The organism is Ruminiclostridium josui JCM 17888 (assembly GCF_000526495.1).
GTDB lineage: Bacteria > Bacillota > Clostridia > Acetivibrionales > DSM-1351 > Ruminiclostridium > Ruminiclostridium josui.
In genome coordinates, this window is record NZ_JAGE01000001.1 from 2,055,012 (window position 1) to 2,076,583 (window position 21,572).

Annotated in this window: 21 protein-coding genes, 1 tRNA gene, 1 other RNA gene and 1 pseudogene; 16 read left to right on the forward strand and 8 right to left on the reverse strand. The window is 35.9% G+C overall.

Going from position 1 to position 21,572, the window contains the following annotated elements; translation table 11 throughout:
• The first annotated feature begins 36 nt into the window (after positions 1-36).
• On the forward strand, positions 37-675 hold the full coding sequence (locus K412_RS0109595) for a class I SAM-dependent methyltransferase (protein WP_024832907.1): 639 nt from the start codon (positions 37-39) through the stop codon (positions 673-675).
• A 48-nt stretch (positions 676-723) separates the two neighbouring features.
• On the opposite strand, the gene K412_RS0109600 is transcribed toward K412_RS0109595, so the two are convergent.
• Positions 724-1,035, reverse strand: a complete 312-nt coding sequence (locus K412_RS0109600; protein ID WP_024832908.1) for a hypothetical protein — start codon at positions 1,033-1,035, stop codon at positions 724-726.
• A gap of 364 nt (positions 1,036-1,399) precedes the next feature.
• On the opposite strand from K412_RS0109600, the gene K412_RS0109605 reads away from it, so the two are divergent.
• The 5 genes from K412_RS0109605 to K412_RS0109625 all read left to right on the forward strand — a co-directional run bounded on the left by K412_RS0109605 (position 1,400) and on the right by K412_RS0109625 (position 4,009).
• On the forward strand, positions 1,400-1,783 hold the full coding sequence (locus tag K412_RS0109605; protein ID WP_024832909.1) for a GntR family transcriptional regulator: 384 nt from the start codon (positions 1,400-1,402) through the stop codon (positions 1,781-1,783).
• Positions 1,776-2,636 carry an ABC transporter ATP-binding protein gene (locus tag K412_RS0109610; protein ID WP_024832910.1) on the forward strand — a complete coding sequence of 287 codons (861 nt, stop codon included), beginning with the start codon at positions 1,776-1,778 and terminating at the stop codon, positions 2,634-2,636. Before K412_RS0109605 ends, K412_RS0109610 begins: the two co-directional genes overlap by 8 nt.
• Positions 2,629-3,282, forward strand: a complete 654-nt coding sequence (locus tag K412_RS0109615; RefSeq protein ID WP_024832911.1) for an ABC-2 transporter permease — start codon at positions 2,629-2,631, stop codon at positions 3,280-3,282. Before K412_RS0109610 ends, K412_RS0109615 begins: the two co-directional genes overlap by 8 nt.
• A 244-nt stretch (positions 3,283-3,526) precedes the next feature.
• Positions 3,527-3,618 (forward strand) — tRNA-Ser (locus tag K412_RS0109620).
• Positions 3,619-3,760: 142 nt separating this feature from the next.
• Positions 3,761-4,009: a GNAT family N-acetyltransferase gene (locus K412_RS0109625; protein WP_024832912.1), complete on the forward strand. Its 249-nt coding sequence runs from the start codon at positions 3,761-3,763 to the stop codon at positions 4,007-4,009.
• A gap of 594 nt (positions 4,010-4,603) precedes the next feature.
• On the opposite strand, the gene K412_RS0109630 is transcribed toward K412_RS0109625, so the two are convergent.
• The 3 genes from K412_RS0109630 to K412_RS0109640 all read right to left on the reverse strand — a co-directional run bounded on the left by K412_RS0109630 (position 4,604) and on the right by K412_RS0109640 (position 6,353).
• Positions 4,604-5,047 (reverse strand): hypothetical protein, encoded by a 444-nt coding sequence (locus K412_RS0109630; RefSeq protein ID WP_024832913.1) that lies wholly within the window; start codon positions 5,045-5,047, stop codon positions 4,604-4,606.
• Between the two features lie 83 nt (positions 5,048-5,130).
• Positions 5,131-5,811, reverse strand: coding sequence for a DUF4367 domain-containing protein (locus K412_RS0109635; RefSeq protein WP_024832914.1), 681 nt, complete (start codon positions 5,809-5,811; stop codon positions 5,131-5,133).
• The gene (locus K412_RS0109640) at positions 5,808-6,353 is read right to left on the reverse strand and encodes an RNA polymerase sigma factor (protein ID WP_024832915.1); all 546 of its coding nucleotides are present in this window, start codon (positions 6,351-6,353) and stop codon (positions 5,808-5,810) included. Before K412_RS0109640 ends, K412_RS0109635 begins: the two co-directional genes overlap by 4 nt.
• A 184-nt stretch (positions 6,354-6,537) precedes the next feature.
• On the opposite strand from K412_RS0109640, the gene K412_RS0109645 reads away from it, so the two are divergent.
• From K412_RS0109645 to K412_RS0109665, 5 genes are all read left to right on the forward strand, one after another.
• Entirely contained in the window at positions 6,538-7,134 is a 597-nt protein-coding gene (locus K412_RS0109645) for a DUF4352 domain-containing protein (protein WP_024832916.1), read from the forward strand.
• 111 nt (positions 7,135-7,245) lie between these two features.
• Positions 7,246-8,574: a beta-N-acetylhexosaminidase gene (nagZ, locus tag K412_RS0109650; protein WP_024832917.1), complete on the forward strand. Its 1,329-nt coding sequence runs from the start codon at positions 7,246-7,248 to the stop codon at positions 8,572-8,574.
• Between the two features lie 98 nt (positions 8,575-8,672).
• Positions 8,673-10,235: a sodium/proline symporter PutP gene (gene putP, locus K412_RS0109655; RefSeq protein ID WP_024832918.1), complete on the forward strand. Its 1,563-nt coding sequence runs from the start codon at positions 8,673-8,675 to the stop codon at positions 10,233-10,235.
• 158 nt (positions 10,236-10,393) lie between these two features.
• The gene (locus tag K412_RS0109660) at positions 10,394-10,870 is read left to right on the forward strand and encodes an NUDIX domain-containing protein (RefSeq protein ID WP_024832919.1); all 477 of its coding nucleotides are present in this window, start codon (positions 10,394-10,396) and stop codon (positions 10,868-10,870) included.
• A 235-nt stretch (positions 10,871-11,105) separates the two neighbouring features.
• Positions 11,106-13,271 (forward strand): glycoside hydrolase family 9 protein, encoded by a 2,166-nt coding sequence (locus K412_RS0109665; RefSeq protein WP_024832920.1) that lies wholly within the window; start codon positions 11,106-11,108, stop codon positions 13,269-13,271.
• Positions 13,272-13,535: 264 nt separating this feature from the next.
• Here the strand turns inward: K412_RS0109665 and K412_RS0109675 are convergent, their stop codons facing one another.
• From K412_RS0109675 to K412_RS0109690, 4 genes and pseudogenes are all read right to left on the reverse strand, one after another.
• Positions 13,536-14,123 (reverse strand): dienelactone hydrolase family protein, encoded by a 588-nt coding sequence (locus tag K412_RS0109675; protein WP_024832921.1) that lies wholly within the window; start codon positions 14,121-14,123, stop codon positions 13,536-13,538.
• 279 nt (positions 14,124-14,402) lie between these two features.
• A pseudogene (locus tag K412_RS20640) lies at positions 14,403-16,258 on the reverse strand (heavy metal translocating P-type ATPase).
• A 32-nt stretch (positions 16,259-16,290) separates the two neighbouring features.
• The gene (locus K412_RS0109685; protein WP_024832922.1) at positions 16,291-16,509 is read right to left on the reverse strand and encodes a cation transporter; all 219 of its coding nucleotides are present in this window, start codon (positions 16,507-16,509) and stop codon (positions 16,291-16,293) included.
• Between the two features lie 30 nt (positions 16,510-16,539).
• Entirely contained in the window at positions 16,540-16,902 is a 363-nt protein-coding gene (locus K412_RS0109690; RefSeq protein ID WP_024832923.1) for an ArsR/SmtB family transcription factor, read from the reverse strand.
• Between the two features lie 220 nt (positions 16,903-17,122).
• Here K412_RS0109690 and yabG point away from each other — a divergent pair, with 220 nt between their 5' ends.
• The 5 genes from yabG (at position 17,123) to ffs (ending at position 21,487) form a co-directional block, all read left to right on the forward strand.
• Positions 17,123-17,941, forward strand: a complete 819-nt coding sequence (yabG, locus tag K412_RS0109695; protein WP_479691916.1) for a sporulation peptidase YabG — start codon at positions 17,123-17,125, stop codon at positions 17,939-17,941.
• A gap of 347 nt (positions 17,942-18,288) precedes the next feature.
• Complete coding sequence (locus K412_RS0109700; RefSeq protein ID WP_024832925.1) at positions 18,289-19,275, forward strand: hypothetical protein; 987 nt, start codon at positions 18,289-18,291, stop codon at positions 19,273-19,275.
• A gap of 30 nt (positions 19,276-19,305) precedes the next feature.
• Positions 19,306-19,905 carry a hypothetical protein gene (locus tag K412_RS0109705; protein ID WP_242835594.1) on the forward strand — a complete coding sequence of 200 codons (600 nt, stop codon included), beginning with the start codon at positions 19,306-19,308 and terminating at the stop codon, positions 19,903-19,905.
• Positions 19,906-19,924: 19 nt separating this feature from the next.
• Positions 19,925-20,824, forward strand: a complete 900-nt coding sequence (locus K412_RS0109710; RefSeq protein WP_024832927.1) for a DUF350 domain-containing protein — start codon at positions 19,925-19,927, stop codon at positions 20,822-20,824.
• Positions 20,825-21,223: 399 nt separating this feature from the next.
• Positions 21,224-21,487, forward strand: an RNA gene (gene ffs, locus K412_RS21800) — signal recognition particle sRNA large type.
• Positions 21,488-21,572: the final 85 nt, after the last annotated feature.

Consider the following 21,572-nt stretch of genomic DNA (forward strand, 5'->3'; position numbering starts at 1 on the left):
TGTAGGAGCATGAGTCCGTAAGAAAGGAAGAGATATATGAATATACATGAACGTATTGAAAAGTGGCAAGTAGAAGATGGGGTATATTTGTTTCATAAAATGAAATTACCGGATAACTCCGTATTTATTGATTTTGGGTGTGGTTATGGAGAATATACTATTTCATTGGCACTTTCGAATAAGGATTGCACTGTATACGCTGTTGACAAGAATAAAAAAATGTTGGAAATTGTACAGACCAAAATAGAGACTCATTCTATAACAAACGTACACCTTGTCAAGGCAGATGGGTCTCTATCAATAGATTTCCCTGATTGCTATTCTGATATGATATTAATGTATGACTTTATTCATGGTAACACACAGGAGAAGTTACCCATAAGATTTAAGATGTTTGAGGAAGCCAGAAGGGTATTAAAACCAAAGGGGATTCTTTCTATAGCGCCGTTTGAATGTGAATATCTCAGGGATTCAAGTGGAAAAAGAAGAAAGTACTCCCTTGGTAAGTTGATTTCTGAAGTTGAGAATTATGGATTTCGGTATTACGAAAGTATTGATGGAGCAGTTCACTTCGACTATTATCACAGCCCATATCATTGGAAGAAGTTAAACGGTGAGATGCCGTTTGATTATCTGGAAGTTGGGCCGGTTATTAATTTTTATAAACAAAAGTAGGTTTATATCAGGAAACTGGAAAATTGGGAGAGGAATTAGGAGTGTATTTTACGCTGTTTTTGGTAAGCAACTCCGACATTTAACTTTAAAAACTTCTTCAATGATATCTAAATTTTCATCTATAGTTCTTTCTCCATCTACAACCAGTGTTGAATATCCTAATTTTGTTGCATCTTTTAGCACTGAGTCTGCAAACAGATAATCCCTTTTCATCCAGTTTTCAAAATCAAGTTCCGTATTGCTGCATCCCTCTAAATATTGCATAACCCACGGTATTTTTGAATACATTTCATTATAAATAGCTTGTACTTCCAGGTTTTGAATCTCCGGCTCTCTTAGCCATATCTCATCTAATGACATCACTGCTATTTTAGATAATAAAGGTTTACTCAGTTTTGCACCTTTATTAATATAAACCTCTAATAAGTCGTCTACTTTGAAATATTGAAAGTTATATTTCTTGGATACTATTTCTGCAACTGTACTTTTCCCACAGCAGGGGGGAACCCCCGATATAATATATTTGTCTCATAGTATTTCTCCTATATTTCTCCTACTTGTAATGGCTTATTGTATCTATATTATACTATTAATACAAATATAAGGAAAATACAAGTTTTTCTTGACACCTGATATAGGTGTGTATATACTGTATATGTAACAACAATAACAGTAAGAACAATTATAACATTTAGAGTTACACAGTAATAATCGGGAGGTAAAATTGAAAATTATAATTTCCAATACATCCGGAGTACCCATATACGAACAGATAAAAGAACAGATAAAAAGCTCAATTCTATCGGGTGAAATTGAAGAAAACCAATTGCTGCCTTCGTTGAGACAGCTTGCAAGAGAACTGAAAATTAGTGTACTTACCACGACCAGAGCATACACCGAATTGGAGCAGGAGGGTTATGTAACTAATGTACAGGGCAAAGGCTGCTATGTACTTGGGAGAGGTTCTGAACTGATTCGGGAGCAGCTTTTAAGGGATATAGAGGAAAATCTGACTGCAGCCATAAAGTCTGCAAGAAGAGCCGATGTATCAGAAGAGGAGCTTATTAAAATGCTGAAAATTCTTATGGAGGATGAGGGATATGAATAACGATATAGAAATAAAAAATCTATGTAAAAACTTTGATACTTTTAAACTAAGTGATATCAGCTTTTCTTTACCCCAAGGATATATTATGGGTTTAGTAGGGCCGAATGGTGCAGGAAAAACCACTACTATCAGGCTTATGCTTAACATGATACAAAAGACATCTGGAGATATAAAGATTCTGGGACTGGATAGTGTTGCCGAGCAGAATAAGATTAAGGAAAGCATAGGTGCAGTATTTGACACGAATTATTTTGTTCAGGATTGGACTGTAAAAGAAGTTGAGCGCTATGTAGGTATATTTTATAATACTTGGGATTCAGCTAAGTATAAATCATTAATAAGCAAATTCGGACTAAGTCCAGATAAAAAGGTAAAAGATCTTTCAAGAGGAATGCAGATGAAGCTGATGATTTCCTGTGCATTATCCCACGATGCAAGGCTTTTGATACTAGATGAACCAACTAGTGGACTGGATCCAGTGGCAAGAGACGAGCTCCTTGATATAATGACAGAATTCATAGGAGACGGAAAAAGAAGTATACTATTTTCCACTCATATAACATCAGATCTTGATAAAATTGCTGATTACATTACCTTTATAAATCAGGGATGCCTGTTTTATACGGGAACAAAGGATGAGTTTATTGACAGTTTCAGAATGGTAAAAGGAGACAAAAACCATATTACCACTGAGCAGGAAAATAAAATGATTGGCATAAGGAAGTATTCCACAGGTTTTGAGGGATTGGTTAAAACAGAGGACTTAAAGTTTTTCAAAAATCTAGCCTGTGAGCCCGTTTCTATTGACGATATAATCGTTTTTACAAACAGAGGAGGTAGAGACAATGACTAACATTTTAAAAATTGTAAAATTAGATTTTGCATTAATAAAGCCATATATAAAAATTATACTAATTGCAATGTTGTCTCCGCTAATTATAATGTACTCCATGAAGGATATGATTTCGGGGATTTTATTCCTAATGTGTTTTATGGCAATGACCTCAGGATACACTTTTTCAGTTGCAGAAAAGAATGACCTTGGGAGACTTTACGGACTTCTTCCCATAAGCCGAAACAATATTGTAACTGGGAAGTACCTGTTTATAATTATACAAGGAATAGTCTTAAATGTATTAGGGGTATCGGCAAATGCTATTATGTTGACTACTTTAAAAGTAAATTTTACATCTGGTGATATTTTAATCGGCATTAGCATAGGCCTGTTAACTTACTCATTCTTTACTGCAGTACAGCTGCCATTCTTCTTTAAATTTGGAGGTATAAAGGGAAGATTCTTTGCATTCCTGCCTTTTCTAGGAATTTTCTCAATAAGTGAAGTAGCAAAAAGAATGAGTCCTGATAAACTAGAAGAATTATCTTCTATAGCAATATTAAATAATCCGTATGGAATATTTATATTTAGTATCTTATTTGGTGTACTTTCCTACTGTATATCTATAGGTATATCACAAAGAATATTTTGCAGATTGGAATAAAATAAAGTACCGGGCTGCATGAAATTATGTTCTGTTACCGCAACCCGGTCAAAAGGATGTATAGGACAAAGAAGTAGAGGGTGGCGTCCAAAAGGGCAAGTTCCTACTGATACACATTTGCTGTGCCATTAATAAGCATAACTTAAAATTATGACTATTTTATTGAAATTTTGTGAAGAAATTATGTCAGGAAAAAGGCTTGAAACCGTTTAGGTTTACGTGTACAATATTACATGTATTCCGTGGAGAAGTACCCAAGTGGTTGAAGGGTCCGCACTCGAAATGCGGTAGGCGGTTAATAGCCGTGCAAGAGTTCAAATCTCTTCTTCTCCGCCAAAAAGGTAGTAGATTTTATTATTAAATCTGCTACCTTTTTTGTTTTTGGGGCTGTTACGCCATTGCAAAAATATTTTTGAAAATCTTTAAATTAGGGGTTGAAGTATAACTAACACTTTGCAGAATATATATCGGGCCCTCGATGGAAAATTTATATGGAGGTTCAGATAATGAACAATATAAAAGTAAAGAGAGCAGTGATTTTGGTTTTGAGAATACAGAAATACAAAGACTGTGGACAAAAGTAGATGTGCGAAATATTGCATCCTGTAGAATGCTGGAGAAGTGTGGCTACACTAAGGAAGGTCTAATCAGACAAGGAAAAATGGTAAATACATGGTGTGACTATTATATATATGGAATTCTTTCCTCTGATATGAAGCCGAGATAAGTTAGGGATAAAAAAAGAATATGCCACACGGTTTTAATGCCTGTATGCCATATTCTTTCTGAAGTTTGCGCATGTAACGCATATGAAATTAAGACCTTCCTATCTGGATTATTTTGGGTGGTAAGCCAAAATAAAAAATACAATAAACTTGGCTAAATGATTCTGAAGTACGCAATATTTATAATATTTACAAAGTCATATTAAAGTAGAATGAATAATCTAAATGAATTTACGTCGTTCAAGTGAAAATAAAATCGGGATTATACTTAACTGAGGTATAATTTTTATATTCTGACTTGAGTCTTTTTACCCAGCTTTACTAGATGTCATAACCAAGGATGCTTCGCTGGATTATGCGGCATTGCAAATGTTTTTAGCAACTTACCGCCCGACGATAATACACTCTGCAATATGGGGTTCTAATGATCACCTTATCCTTCTTTAATATTTTGCTGCAAAAACTATGACTATCTTTGTGTGAAAAAAATAACATCGCATATTACATATTAAATATGATTAATCCTTACCACCCAAAATAATCCAGATAAAGAAAATCATATATCATAGCTAATTTAAATATCTGCAAATGAGAAATTACAAATACAATCCATAATTATATGTTTTGTTTATAGTTTCCACTGATACACCATTTACCACAGCCTGATAAGTAGTAACCAACCTGTATGAGTATCCGTGATCTACAATGCATGTTCTGCTTAAAGCACCATAGTATGTATAAGAGATTTCTGTAAAGGTCTCCTGAGTTACCCAACTACCATTTTGGTATTTTTGAAGCTTTGCGACTATTATTACCTCTGTTATGTTTGGAGTTGCTCTTATAGAGGAAGAACAAGTCGCAACACCATTGGATATACTTACATTTTCCGATGTAGAACTTATATACAGATTTAAAGGCTGAGTTATTATTTCTATGTTGTCTGACTCAACTGATGCATATATCGTATTAGCCGACACAGGTATCACCAAGGAAAATACACAGAGCAACACAATAAAATGTTTAAAAAAAGCGTATTTCATAAAACAACCCCCTCTCTCATTTATATATATAACGAATGAGAGAGGGGGGGTGTGACACATAAAATGCTATTTTTTTAAAAAAATTATTTGATTTTGACATTTTGTACAATTTTTAGTGCAACATTGTAATCTATATTCCCTGTTAAGTTCCAGACTTGGTGTCTTTTGTTATCAAAAACTACAATATTTACAAAATCGCTTTTCTTTGCAATAACGGCTTTAAGGCCTTGTATTTTGGTTTTGGTTACTTTGGCATTTTCAGTATCCATTGAAAAATTTATTCCATTTTTATAATACTCCAGTGTAAATGTAAAGCTATGACCGGAATTATCCTTATAGGCTTCTGTTTTTATATTTGCGGCTATCTGTGTATCTTGCAAAGTATAATTTTCGGGAACATAATTTAATATAAAATCATTGGTAGTAAATTGAATTTCGCCGTTATCTGACCTTATAATGAAGTCTGTCATCTCATTATAAACGTTAACAATAAAGGTAATCATCGGTTCACGGATTGCAGGCACGCTCATTGCACATATTAAAATAGTAAGGATTATTACTATGGGAATGAGAATCCGTTTTCTAAAACTATTAATAGGTAAATACTCATCGTGTGATCTGAGAATCATTTTTTTACGTTTTGTATAACTTCTTGAGAACTTATGCAAAGGGCTCATATATAGATCCAATTCAGATGATAAATTTTTTTGAGTATCTTTTGCAACAGAAATCAAAACGTCCTGCAACGTCTTTGGTGAACTCATTTATTTTCCTCCTCAATTATTTTTCTTATGGCCTTTTTAGCCCGACTAAGACGTTGTCGTACAGCGTCGCCTGAAATACACAAAATATCTGCTATTTCATTGTTTGTCAAATCATATAAATGCTTTAGCATAATAATATCCAGATAATCCTTATTTAACTTGTTAAGTTTTATCTTCAGTTCGTTAAAGCTTTCGTCAGCAATAATATGATCTAGAGGTAATTCACCTGTATCAACCTCCTCAGGCAGCACAGTTTTTTCATTAACATACTGCTTGTCTCGCTTGCGATAAATATCTATGGCCGTGCTTTTGATAATAATAACGATTAAAGCCTTTGTTTTGTGACATTGAATATCCGAAATATTAGGAATATAATTTATAATCTTTAATAGTGCATCATGTACTGCATCCTCTGCAAGATAGCGGTCTCTTAGAATACTAAAGGCAACATTGTACATTGCGTTTTCATAATATGTATAAAGAGCAGTAAACTTATTTCTCTCTTCTTCTGTTTCGAGAACTGATAGAAAAAATTCCAGCAAAATAATCCCCCCTATTTATTTGTTAAAATATGAACAAACATACTAAATTTACAATATTTTATTAATTTTTACAATGATAAAATTAATATATCTTTTATTGACATATTACATATTATGGTGTATTATGTAACGAGTTTTAAATATGGATTAAGATTACACAAGGGCATAACAAAGAGGACAATCTATGAAGAGGAGTTTTTTATTATTTTTTGCTGCCGTTATCGTTTCAGCATTATGTGCTTGCGAATCAGTATCAAATTTTAAAGACAATTCAGTAGAAACATCATCTGCAACAACCACACATAACAGTTTATCAGAAGATAACATTCCAAGCGTTGATTCCAACATAAAAAAATCACATAAAACAACCGTAGAAAATGAAGATTGGATAATAGTAGATAAAAGCGTAACCGTAAAAGGATTGAATTACATTATAAATGCATATAAAAAAAGTGAGAGATCTGAACTATTTGAGGCAGACGAAGGAAAAACGTTTTTGCTGATTGATATAACCGTTAAAAATAATTCAAAGAAAACAGCAACTATAAGTTCAAATACAATGTTCGACCTTACAGACAGGTTTGGAACATCCTATAATACGTCATTAGGAGCTCTTTCGTGTCTTGAAGATGAAAAAATGGAGCAATTGGACGGACAAATAGCAGCAGGTTCTGAGTTCAGGGGAGGCATTGCATTTGAAATACCAAAAGTCACAAAAGGTTTGAGGTTAATTATTCAAGGGCCTGCAGGAGATGGCCGTTCCCCGGTAATACTCTACTAGATTAAAACATATTACCCCTAAAGCTATTTTAAACAGATGCTAGTATATAATTGTTATATAATATATCATGATTCTAAAAGGCATCTGCATAGAAAGTAGGGAGGGGTTTTTGTGCGTAAAATCAAATATAAGAACAGACGTAGAAAGTTTTTAACAATATTTATAGTAGTTTTTCTGGTTGCCGTAGCAGCTGTGTCAGGATATGTTGCTCTGTTTTATGGCAGTAATAGCCATGGGAGCCACAGCAACGGAGATAAAAACAGTGGTTCTTATATTTCACATCAATCCAATACCGAAGAAACATCTACATCGCCGTCCCCTGTTAATACTTCAAAGGCACAGGTTCAAGAAGATGATAAACTTAGGGAACAGATTAGAGGGATGAGTCTAAATGAAAAAATCGGCCAAATGGTACTAGTCGGATTAGATGGATATTCAGCAGATGAACATGCAAGGCAAATGATAGAAGAATATAATGTGGGAGGATTTATCCTCTTTAAAAGTAATATTCAAAATTCCAACCAGACGCTTGAATTGCTAAATTCCTTAAAAAATATAAATCAAATAAACAAGGTACCTTTATTTCTTTCAGTAGATGAAGAAGGAGGAAGAGTTTCCAGGCTTCCTGACGAATTTCTTAAACTTCCCCCAAATAAAATTATTGGTAAGCGCAATGACAGTTCTGTGTCATATCAAGTGGGTAGTATTATTGGTGAGGAACTAAAGTCCTTTGGAATGAATATGAATTTTGCACCGGTGCTTGACATTAACAGCAACCCGAAGAATCCGGTTATAGGAGACAGATCCTTTGGGACAAATCCAGACTTGGTAAGTAAACTTGGAGTGCAGACTATGCAGGGTTTGCTGTCACAAAACATTATTTCTGTTGTAAAGCATTTTCCCGGACATGGGGATACATCAACAGATTCTCATGCGGGACTTCCAAGGGTTAATAACGATATAAAAAGACTTCGGAGCTTTGAGCTAAAGCCTTTTGCTGCCGCAATAGAAAATGGGGCAGAGGTTGTAATGGTAGCACATATACTTTTACCCAAAATAGATTCTGAAAACCCGGCGTCTTTTTCCAAAACCATTATCTCTGACATTCTTAGAAAAGAGATGAATTATGATGGCGTTGTTATTACGGATGATTTTACAATGGGAGCAATAGTAAAAAACTATAATATCGGTCAGGCAGCAGTAAAATCAATACTTGCAGGAAGCGATATAGTCCTTGTGTGCCATGATTTTGATAAACAGCAAGCAGTAATTTCTGCTCTGATAAATGCCGCTGAGTCAGGACAATTACCTATGGATAGGATTGACCAGAGTGTTACTAGAATATTGAAGTTAAAGCAGGAGCACCAAATTACTGATGAACCTTTAAATGCAGTAAATACTGAGTCAATAAACAATAAAATAAGAGCTTTGCTAGAATAGCATATTTTGTAGTTTATTGTTTAAAAAAGTACTTTAAATGAGTATCTGCGTCTGATATAATAACTATACTTATTTAACATATTAAAGGAGGAAAGTTAATGGGGGCTGATACAACCAAAATTTTCATTGCTATGTGCTCTTATATGGTATTGGTTATTGGTATTGGGATTTATTTTGCAAAGCGTGCTAACGAGAGCAGTGAAAACTATTTTATAGGTGGCAGGTCACTAGGACCGTGGGTGGCGGCCATGAGTGCGGAAGCTTCGGACATGAGCGGATGGCTCTTGATGGGTCTGCCGGGGGTAGCATACTGGTGCGGACTTAGTGATGCCATATGGACGGCAATAGGTCTAGCAGTTGGAACATACATAAACTGGCTGCTTGTAGCAAAAAGGCTTAGAAGATATTCAGCTTTAGCAGGAGATTCGATTACAATTCCAGATTATTTCAGTAACAGATTCAAGGAAAAAAGAAAGGTACTTATGACTATAGCAGCGCTGTTTATACTGGTGTTCTTTACTGTTTATGCATCAAGCTGCTTTGTAACTGTCGGCAAGCTTTTTAGTACCTTATTTGGCATAAAATATCAGTACATGATGATTGCGGGAGCGGCATTTGTTATTATATATACTTTTTTAGGAGGGTTTCTTGCAGAAAGTGTATCAGACTTTATGCAGGGAGTAGTAATGATATTTGCCCTCAGTACTATTCTGATAGTGGGAGTGCGTGTCGCAGGAGGTGTTTCCAGTGTTCTTGACAATGCCAGACAAATACCTGGCTTTCTAGATTTCTTTGGGATTGCACAGCCTGAAACAGTCAATGACGTTCAGCAGTTGGGAAGTGACGGAAAGCCTTTGTTTGGTGATGCCGGGAAATACGGTTTCCTTACAATAATATCAACTTTATCATGGGGATTAGGTTATTTCGGAGTACCTCAGGTATTACTTAGATTTATGGCAATCAGAAAAGTTGATGAACTTAGAAAATCAAGAAGGATTGCCACTGTTTGGTGCGTAATATCACTGTTTGCGGCAGTTGCAATAGGTATAATAGGTAGAAGTCTGTATCCTACCGAATTACTGTCAAAGAGTGCATCTGAAAGCATATTCATAGTATTGTCATCCAATTTGCTTCCTGCATTGATAGCAGGCATAGTTATGGCGGGGATTCTTGCAGCTACTATAAGTTCTTCAGATTCCTATCTTCTTATAGCTGCTTCGGCTTTTTCAAAAAACATTTATCAGGGAATTATGAAGAAGGAGGCCAACGACAAACAGGTTATGCTGGTTTCGCGTATTACACTTGTATTGGTTGCACTTATAGGGGTAATCATTGCATTGGATGAAAACAGTATCATATTTAAGGTTGTTGCATTTGCATGGGCAGGATTTGGTGCGACATTTGGGCCTATCATGCTGTTTTCCTTGTTCTGGAAGAGAACCACAAGATCAGGTGCCATTGCCGGAATGCTTACAGGTGGAGGAATGGTTTTTGTATGGGCACTACTTATAAAGCCAATAGGCGGAGTTTTTGGTATATATGAACTGTTCCCAGCATTTGTTCTCTCCTGTATTGCCATCGTAGTGTTTTCACTTGTTTCAAAGGCACCATCAAAAGAAATTCAGGATGATTTTGAACGCGCAAAGACATTAGAATGTTAAAAAACCTCAATTGATTTACTTATATTGTTGTTTGCATAAAAAAGACCGTTCTTAGTTATAAGAGCGGCTTTTTTCATATGACTTGCTAATTCGCATATACTATTATTTTATGATATCCTGTTAGGGACAAATTAATTAATAGCCGGAGGAACTGTACATTGGACGGAAAAAGAGATGAGAATACAAATTGGTGTCAATCCGTAGGAGGAATCGTACTAAAGGGAAACGAAGTTCTCTTAGTTAGACACACATATGGAGCAGGTAAGGGAAAACTTATTATTCCCGGCGGATATGTTAAAATCAACGAAACACCCCAGGAAGCATTATGCAGAGAAGTTTTAGAGGAAACTACCGTTATCGCGAAACCAACTAGGCTGGTAGGTGTACGATTTAACTTAAAAGACTGGTACGCAGTGTTCCTGATGGACTATATAGAAGGAACACCAAATTCAGACAATAGAGAAAACAGTGAGGCTTTGTTTATGGATATAAACGAAGCGATAAAATCTCCTGATGTACCTGACTTGACAAGAGTAATCCTGAAAGGGGTTATAGAAAACAAAGATAATGCACTTGAAAATAAGCCTTTTGTTTCTCGTGAAAAACATGGGGAATACTCATTTTATGGGATTTAATAAGAGTAAACCTGGGATATGGGTTGCTTTACAGCAACTATTTTTTTATGTTTAAACCTGTACAAGTTGCAGGTTTAAATTGTATAATTAAGAAAGTAAAGTAATATTTGTATTAATTTAAATTAGCAGTAATTCAATTCAACGTCCTACTTATAAACACACTTCACTTAATTGATATTATTCCAGCCGAAAACTCAAATTTTTAAAAAATTAAATTGGTAATGGAGGTATTATCATGAGGAAAAATTTCCTTAAAACAACCAGCTTCATGCTAATAACATCACTGCTGTTGTCGCTATTTGTTTGTGCTCCGACAACTGCAAAAGCAGCTACTTCGCCACGTGCAGGAGGCGCGTATTACAACTATGGCGAAGCTATGCAGAAGGCAATTCTCTTTTATAAGGCCAATCGTCTTGGAGACTTACCCGACGACTATATTTTACCCTACAGGGGCGATGCAGCAATGACTGACGGAGCGGATGTAGGCCTTGACTTAACTGGAGGATGGGCTGATGCCGGGGACGGAATAAAATTTACGCATCCTATGTCATATGCCGCAGGACAGTTGGGATGGGCAGTTTACGAATATCGTGATGCTTTTGAAAAATCAGGACAACTGGACGATATTCTTGATGAGATTAAGTGGGCTACAGACTTCTTTATCAAGGCACACCCAAGCCCGAATGTATTGTATTACATGTGTGGCTACGAAGATTCAGACCATTCTGTATGGATACCTCATGAATTGTTGGATTACAAAACTGACAGAAAATCATTTAAGGTTGATACTACAACACCGGGGTCAGACGTAGCAGGCCAAACTGCGGCAGCATTGGCTATTGCATCAATTATTTTTGAGCCCACAGACCCAACATATGCAGAAACCTGTCTTACACATGCAAAGCAGCTGTTTGATTTTGGTTATACATACAGAGGAAAAAACCCTCTAAAAACACTATATCCATCAGGCAGTTATGTGGATGACCTTGCTTGGGGCGCAATATGGCTGTATATTAAAACACAGGATTCAACATATCTTGACAAGGCAAAGGAAGTTCTCCCTGTGTCTATTTTAGGCGGACAGCATACCCACTGTTGGGATGATGTTAGCTACGGGGCAGCCCTCAAAATAGCTCAGGCAAGTCATGATGAGAGCTACGCTGCAATGGTTGAAAAGAATCTTGATTATTGGTTACCGGGAACAGGAATAAAATACACTCCGGGAGGACTTGCATGGCTTTCACAATGGGGCTCACTCCGCTATGCAACAACTGCAGCATTTTTAGCATTTGTTTGGGCTGATGACAAAACAATAGGAACTGCTTCTAAAAAGCAGGCTTATCATGATTTTGCAGAAAGACAGGTAAACTATGCACTCGGTGATAATCCTCGTGGAGGTAGTTACGAAGTAGGATTCGGAGAAAATGCACCTGAACATCCTCACCACAGAACTGCCCATGGTTCATGGACAAGTATGCTTAACGTTCCAACCTTCCATAGACATATTCTTTACGGGGCTTTAGTAGGAGGACCTTCCTCAGATGACAGCTGGAAGGATGATATTAAGGATTATACATTAAATGAAGTAGCAACTGACTATAATGCAGGTTTTGTAGGATGTCTGGCTAAAATGTACGATATGTACGGAGGAGATCCACTGGAAAATTGGCCAAAACCTGAAGATTTCAGATCACCTCAAGATAACCTGACAGAATATTTTACAAGGGGTTGGATTATTTATGAGGGCTACGGTAAGCTGAAAATTATGTTCCAGATAAATAACCGCTCAGCTTGGCCTGCAACAATGAAGGATAAGCTGTCAACTCGTTACTTTATGGACTTATCCGAGATATTTGAAGCCGGAGGTACGGTAGATGACGTACAACTAACCCTTGAGGACAGTCAGGGTGCAAAGCTTATAGGACTAAAGCAATACAAGGATAATATATATTACTTTACACTAGATTTCACAGGTACACAGATAATGCCTGCTGAGTGGGAAATGTGCGAAAAAGATGCAACAGTACAAATCGAATACAAGAATGGTGTGGGTTCCAATGAAAATGACTGGTCATACCAGAACCTAAGCGATTCGCCAGACTTTGATGCGGTATCCTTTGCAGGAATGTCTAAGTACATACCAGTATATGACGATGGTAAGCTTCTTTGGGGAGAAGAACCAAACGGAGGTGAACCGGGCGAAGAGGAACCAGAAGTCATGTACGGAGATATAAATAATGACGGAAATATAGATGCAATAGATTTTGCACTGCTCAAAAAAATACTTATGGGAGACACATCAGGAAACCTAAATCTGGTTGCCGCTGACTTCAACAAGGATGGCGATATAAATGCCATTGATTATGCGGCATTAAAGAGCTATTTACAGAGGGGTAATTAATAAAATGATTGTTTTAACCTGACGTGAGTATAAATTGTATCAATGGGAGCTTGGTTAAAGATATTTGCAGATGTTTGTCGGCGAAGCATGGATATTTTACCGGAAAACCTTCAGGATGAAAGTTTTAGTGACACAATGAATCATGGATGATGAATGTGAGCGACGGTAAAATATCTTATGATGAGCCGCCAGAAACTCTTGCAAATATTTTGGAAGCAACCATTGATATAATTTTATACGGGAGACATGCTTTGCAATAACCATTTATTCTATAAACCCTTTAATCAAATCAAAGGCTTTTACAGCAGAATCCTTATTGTATTCGTTTGAATAGGAATCGGCGAAACCGTGGTTTCCTTTCAACACATGAACTTTAACACTGGACTTTTTAAAACCGCTGACAAAATTCTTTATATTAAAGGACTTTTCATGGCTTGGGAAAATAAGCAAAGAGGGGCAAGAAGGAGAAATATAGGCATAATCTCGTATTCTTGAGCCATAACAGCAGATGACGCCTGAAAAAGGGCCTGATTCACTGCAAAGCCATGCTATGGTAGCCCCAACACTAAAGCCAACTAAAAAAATACGTTTATAGTCACTCTCAAATTGCTTTGCTAAGTTAAGGACAATATCAGTTCCCATGTCAAAACCAACATTGTCAAAGAAGTACCTATAGGCGGTTTCTTCATCATTATAATCAAAAGGATTTTTCAGACCACACAAATCAGGACATACAACATCATAGCCATCCATGACAAATCTGTTGGCAGTATCTTTTATAAAGGAGTTGACACCGTAAATTTCATGTATAAGGATTATTAAATTTTCAGAATTTTTAATTATACTTAACATAATTCCTCGTCTAATCCATTTCTTTACAAATATAATATACTACACATTTGTTGACACTCAAAAGAAGAAAAAGTAAACTTTAAATAAAATACAAAACTGGGAGAAACCACATGGAAACAAGGTCAGAAAAGGCTCAGCAGTTGTTTAAACAGGGATATAACTTATATAAAACGTCCATGTGCTGAATATGTAAAATGTGCCGCTGAAATAATGGAACAATACATAAACGATAAAAAAGCAGAGGCTGTATCCAAATAGCGTCTCTGCTTTTCAAATTTACTATTTAAATGTATTATCTACTCTTAAAGCTCTTGCAGAATTGAGAATTGCTATTACAGATACGCCAACATCTGCAAATACTGCTTCCCAAAGATTTGATATGCCAAAGGCACCCATTACCAAAACAATCGCCTTAACTCCGAGAGCAAAAACAATATTCTGATTAACTATACGGAGGTTTTTTTGGAGATAGCTATGGCAGTGGCTATTTTTGAAGGCTCATCATTCATGATTACCACGTCAGCCGCTTCAATAGCAGCGTCAGAGCCAAGACCTCCCATGGCGATTCCAATATCTGCCCTTGAAAGAACAGGAGCATCATTTATACCATCCCCTACAAAAGCCAAATTACCTTTTGGAGACTTTTCAGCTAGAAGTTTTTCAACTTTCTCAACCTTATCTACAGGAAGAAGCTCAGTATACACCTCATCAATACCCAACTTTCGGGCAACTGCTTCACCTACATCCTTTGCATCCCCTGTAAGCATTACTGTCTTATTTATTCCAGATGCTTTGAGCATTGTGATGGCAGATGAGGAATCTTCCTTTATTTCATCTGAAATAACTATATAACCCGCATAAACTCCATTTACCGTTACATGTACAACTGTTCCTACGGTTTTATTTTTAATATACTTAACGCCTATTTTTTCCATTAGCTTGGAATTACCAGCATAAACCGTTTTCCCGTCAACAACTGCTCTAACACCGTGACCAGGCATTTCTTCGACATCTGTAATTTTGGAAGTATCAATTTCAGATTTATAAGCATTTTTCAAAGACTGAGAAATAGGGTGGTTTGAATAACTTTCAGCGTAGGCGGTAAGCTGCAATAATTCTGTATCTGAAATATCTATGGGACTAATTTCAGTAACCTTAAAAGTTCCTTTTGTAAGTGTTCCTGTTTTATCAAAAACAACCAGTTGGGTATCTGCAAGAGCTTCCAAATAGTTGCCGCCCTTTATGAGAATACCAAGTTTTGAGGCCCCGCCTATACCTCCAAAGAAGCCCAAAGGAATAGAGATTACAAGTGCACAGGGACAAGAAACAACCAAAAAAGTTAATGCCCTGTATATCCAGTCACTGAAGGTTGCTCCCGGGACAAGCAGCGGCGGTAGCACTGCAAGAATGGCTGCCACTATAACAACAACGGGAGTGTAATACCTTGCAAATCTGGTGATGAAATTTTCTCGTTTTGCTTTTTTGCTGCTTGCATTTTCCACCAAGTCAAGAATTTTAGAAACAGTGGACTCACCAAATTCTTTGGTAACTTGAATTGTGAGAAGGCCGTTGAGATTTATACATCCGCTTAGAACCTCGCTGCCCATATTAATTTCCCTTGGTACAGATTCCCCTGTTAATGCAGAGGTATCAACCAATGAATTACCTTCTATGACTTTACCGTCGAGGGGTATCTTTTCACCTGCTTTAACAACTATAATTTCATTTATTGAAACTTCCTCAGGATCTACTGTAAATAGTTCTCCGTTACGCTTAACGTTTGCATAATCAGGGCGGATATCCATTAACGAAGATATGGATTTTCTTGAACGGTTAACGGCATAATTCTGAAACATTTCTCCAACCTGATAAAATAGCATTACAGAAACAGCTTCTGGATACTCTCCCACGAAAAACGCACCTATTGTTGCAATACTCATTAAAAAGTTCTCATCAAATACCTGACCGTGTAAAATATTTCTGACTGCTCTCCATAAAACATCTCCGCCGATTATAAAGTAGGCTGCAAGAAAAAATGCAAGATTAATATAAGACGGAAATGATGCTGCCACTGCAATTATAAGAACCAAAATTCCTATACTTATACGGATAATTTCCTTTTTAGCTATACTCATAAAAATCTCCTTGTAAATAAAAGTTACCAATATTACATATTTACAGTACAGTCAGGTTCAAATTTTTTTATTATTTTCTGTACGGATATCATAATATCGTTAAAACTCTCGTCAACTGCATCTATAGTAAGTTTCTGCATCATAAAGTTAACAGTGGCACTATTAACGCCCTCCAACTTATTGATTTCTCTTTCCATTTTAGAAGCACAGTTTGCACAGCCTAAATTATTAAGTCTATAATTTTTTTTCATAATAAATCTCTCCCCATTCTTATTAGCAAATTATTCTTCAATATGTTCAAAACCCTGGTCAATTATTGCTCTTACATGTGAATCAGACAATGAATAAAAAATAGTCTTTCCGTCGCGTTTTGACTTAACCAGTTTTGCCTGTTTTAATATGCGCAACTGGTGGGAAATAGCTGACTGACTCATGTTCAGCAGTTGGGCAATATCACAAACACACATTTCTGCCTGAAAAAGAACATACAAAATTTTGATTCTTGTGGTATCACCAAAGATTTTAAATAGTTCTGCAAGATCATATAACTGAGTCTCTTTAGGCAAATTTGACAGTACCTGATCTATTACCTCTTTATGAAGACATATATACTCGCAGCGTTCAATATCTTTATCTGTATTCATAAAACATTCCTTTCCTATCTTAATACAAGTTAAGTGTACCATTTACATACGTTCATATGAATGATTGTTCATATATAATAATATACTTTGATATTTAGAAAGTCAACCAGAAATTTTCAAAAATAAACCAATTTTTTTACATAAAAATTCATGGCAAGGAAGCTGTACAAGCCCCAAATGAAATTTGGTTGCATATTATGCAATAAAAAGTTAATTTGGAGTGATTTTTTTGACTAAATTTCATATTGGAGATATTGTAATCAGAAGGTCTTATGGAGGAGACATACTTTTTAGGATTGTAAACATAAAGACAAATTTTAACGGATCGGAATCATATGTATTAAGAGGTTTGTCATATAGAATAGAAGCTGATTCACAGGGAGACGACCTTATTAAACAGGATGCAAGAACAGCATATACCAGGGCAATAAATGAACTTGATCAGGTTAAGAAAAGCATTGATTGTTGCAGACCTGTATTCAAATCATTTCTATCCAGAATCAAGCACAGACCTGGAAGAATACTTCATATAGACTCAGCAGAGGACTTTATGAACCAATGTTTGGACTTTTATAAGAAAAGTAAGATTAGTTGTTTCGGTAAATGGGTAAGTGAAAATAGACAGCCTTCGGTAGTAAAGCAGTATCTGCAAGCGTATAAACCGGATATACTGGTACTGACAGGACATGATGGTTTGAAAAAGGGCGCCAGTAATTTTCAGTCTTTAGACAGCTATGCCAATTCAGCATATTTTATTGAATCAGTGAAAATTGCTAGAAGTTATGAACCTGATCCTGATAAGCTATGTATCTTTGCAGGGGCATGTCAGTCGTATTTTGAGGCAATTATGCAGGCGGGAGCCAATTTTGCCAGCTCACCTAAAAGAATTTTGATAAATGCACTAGACCCGGCAATTGTTGCGCAGAAAGTGTCCGTTACAGATAACTCAGTTATACTTTCTCCTGAATCGGTAATAGAACTAACAATAACAGGAAGTGCCGGTATTGGAGGAAAAGATACAAGAGGGCAGATGAGATAATTTGTCGAGCATTGTCCAACTTCATATACATTAAAAGGGTTGTTGTAAAATTAATTTTTTTCTTGTTTAACATATACGGGGGTACTGATGTTAAAAGAGAAAAACTTTATGATTTGCAACAGCCTTTTTTAATGCATAAAAAAAATGCCCGGCAAAGCCGGAACATTTTTAGGGGGTTAAAATGTATTTTGTGGGGTCAGTTATAGTTATTGCCTTATTTAAATTTTCTTATACATTTCTTTAAAAATAAAAAAGAATATACATTCTAAAAAGTGTTCATGATATAATACTTAAAATAATACTAAATTTTACATGTAAATACATTTGAAAAATGTGGGGGATAGTTTGTGAAAAAAAGAATTTTAGCTATACTGCTTATTTTTGCATTTGTTTCTGCTTCATTTATGGGGGTTGATGCAAAAAGTGCCCGCTCTTTCGTAAAAAGCAGCAAGTCTTTTTCAAAATCTTTTAGCAGCTATAAGAGTTCTTCATCAAGGAGTTCAGGTATTTTTAGCTCGTCAAAGTCTAAAAGCAGTACTTCAAAAAGTAGCTCAAAGAGTTTCAGCTTATTTGGCTCATCTAAATCTAAAAGCAGCAGTTCAAGAAGTGCTCCGGGTTCAAAATCCTATACCGGGTCATCTAGCAAAAAAGCCAATACTTCAGGGTTTACTGCCAAAGCAGCGTCAAAAAAGAAATCCTATATGCAGGATACCTACAAGAGCCAGGTTTCAAGTAAAAATTATAAAACCTATAAGCAAAAACTCAATAGCCAACAGCAAAAGGTTTATACCGATTCCATGAAAAAAAGTTATGGCTCAGCTTCAAGGAAAATGAATTTTGAGGATGCATTGAAAACTCGGGCGTCCAGAATAAATATATTTAACAGCAGGCCTATTTTGATTAATGTAAACCGCTCCATATTCAGTAGTCCTTTTTCTTACGGATATGCATATGTAGGTCCGTGGGATTTGTGGTTTTTGATGAGGGCATCTGATTTATTCTGGTATCATCACTGGGATGAAATTTCACCTTATAAGAATTATTTTGATCAGAATCAGTATGAACAAATGGAAAAAAGGGTAGAGGAGTTGGAGAAACAGGGAGTGCAGAGAGACACGAATTATATGGAAGAAGGAGTAGACCCGGATTTACAGCTTTCACAGCAATACCAGGAGCAGAATCCTGATAAGTTATATTATACGGATAAGTATCCTGCAAAAAATACTGGGGCAGTTGTAGTAGTTATTATAATTACGTCAGTAGCTTTGATAATTGTAATAAGAAAACTGTCAAAGCCAAAACCTAAAAATCCACGCAGCAGCAGAATATATTAGACTTTTAAACTTTAAAAGGAATAGGACGTGATGACTTTGTTCGGTTTCAAAAAAAAGGGTGGTCAGGATATACAGAATCCTTTGAATATCAATAAAAACTCAATGATTGAATTTAAACTTAAGGAACTTGAAGAACAGGGATTTTTCTGTTTTGGGAAAATTATACAAATGGATATAGGCCAGAGGCCTTTTACTAGATACCTGGTTTATTCTAGATCAGAAGAGACGGAATATGTTTTTGAGGTGTACAAGGGGGAAGAAGAAGGCCAGTTGGAAACCTACGTTTACTTTCTGGATGATACGATTCCGTTCTCAGAAGAATTTTTGGAGGTTGTGGGCCAGAAGTGTATAACCACTCCTGATGGAACGGAGTATGAAAGGTGTACAACGCCGGAATATGATTATAGGATAGACGGTGTACAGGGCTCCATAAAGGTTTATGATCTCAACTCGGAAAAAATAGAATACGAATCGGAAGTAGAGGTGTGGGACTATCAACGTGATGCCGAAGGTATTACAGAGTACCTTAATATAGAAATGCTTAAGACAAACGGGATGTTTCGAATTTTTATAGGCCAGAGGCTTGAAGGCTCACTATACAAAGTATACCAAGGAATGGAAGAAAAATAGCTTTTAGGAGGATAATAGAATGTTTGAATACTTTAGTTTTTTCTTGAAAGACTTGTCATTTAGTTTTGTAATACTAACGGTTGGTTTTATATTAGGATGGATTATTTATAATAATTTAGTTCTTAGAGATGTTTCCCTTAAAGATGCACTGTTTAATAAGGATAACTTTGCAGCATGGATAGAGTTTATCGGAGCTTTTGTATTTCCGGTACTTTATCTTTCGTCACATGCCATAAAGGGGGCTGCCAGTGACAATATATTTGTTGATCTTGCGGTTTGTACCGGTTATACCGTCTTTTACATAGTAATATTAACAGTATTAAGGCTTCTGTCCAAATCAATAGTAAGTTTGATAAATGCTGAAGATGATCACGGCAAGGTGTGTCTGAATAAAGAGATATGTGAGCAGAAAAACGTTGGCGCAGCGCTGTTTTCCGTTACTCTTTCAGTTATATTTGTGTCTTTTATAAAGTACATAGATTTTATAGATATAATTGAAGGGATTGGAGCATCAATACTAATAAAGGTTCTGTTGTTTATATTGTTTGTTTTAGTTGCAATGGTGTGCTACAGCATAGTTTTGAGGAAAAAGACTACTCTGTTTAAGGAAATATTTATAGACAATAATGCAGCTGCTGGTATCGGACTTTTGGGGTTTATTTTTGCGGTGCAGACAATTGTTTCTGGAATAATTGATGCATATACAACGGATTTTGAGATAATTACAGTGGCTTTGGTAATTGCTGTTTGTCTTGTGATATATGGAATATTATCTGTATTGTTTAAGAGAATTTTTACAGCTATAGTAAAAGTGGATGTATGGAATGAAATATACGAACAGAATAACGTGGGGGCAGCAATTGGACAGGCTGCACTTTACATTGGTATTGCCATGATAATAGTGAATTTCATAATGTAAATTCACAATATTAGTAAGGGGAACAAGTAACTCTACATACATTCACACATTGTTAATATTTGTTATACAATTTTAATAATCAGACTTAGAAATTAGTGGTATAATACAAAGTGTAAAGCCATTAAAAGCTTTTTCATTTTGTTCCTCCTTTAAACATATTTATTTTATTTTTTGTTACATAGGGCACCCATTTATCAGGAATTATTATAAATTATATACTGAGGTGCTTTTTTTCTGTCCTAAAATACACTAGGTCACTTGAAATTTACTTGAAATAAATACATAAATTGTAATGATAATATCTCTTGATATGGGACAACATTTAAGTTATAATGTTAAAAGTGCACTGAACTTATTTGGTTTATGAGTTCGGGAATACATTAAAAGAGCCAGTTTTGGCCGTACTAGACGGGGAGGCAGCGGTGCCCTGTACCTGCAATCCGCTATAGCAGGGTTGAATTCCCGTTTGAGGTTTTAGCGTGTAGTGCCAGCCCTTTACAAGTGGCAATGACAATTTGGTCTTGCGCAATAGAATTCTGTGAACCTCGTCAGGTCCGGAAGGAAGCAGCGATAAGCAGTAAATTCTGTGTGCCGCTAGGTTACCTGATTAGAGCTAACTGTAAAGGTAACGGCTATATGCTTCTATCGATGATGGGTGTACGGCCATTCAATTTATAAAAAATCAAGCCTGTTCAAATGAACAGGCTTGTATTATATTGTAGATAGAACACCGATGATCCTTGAATTG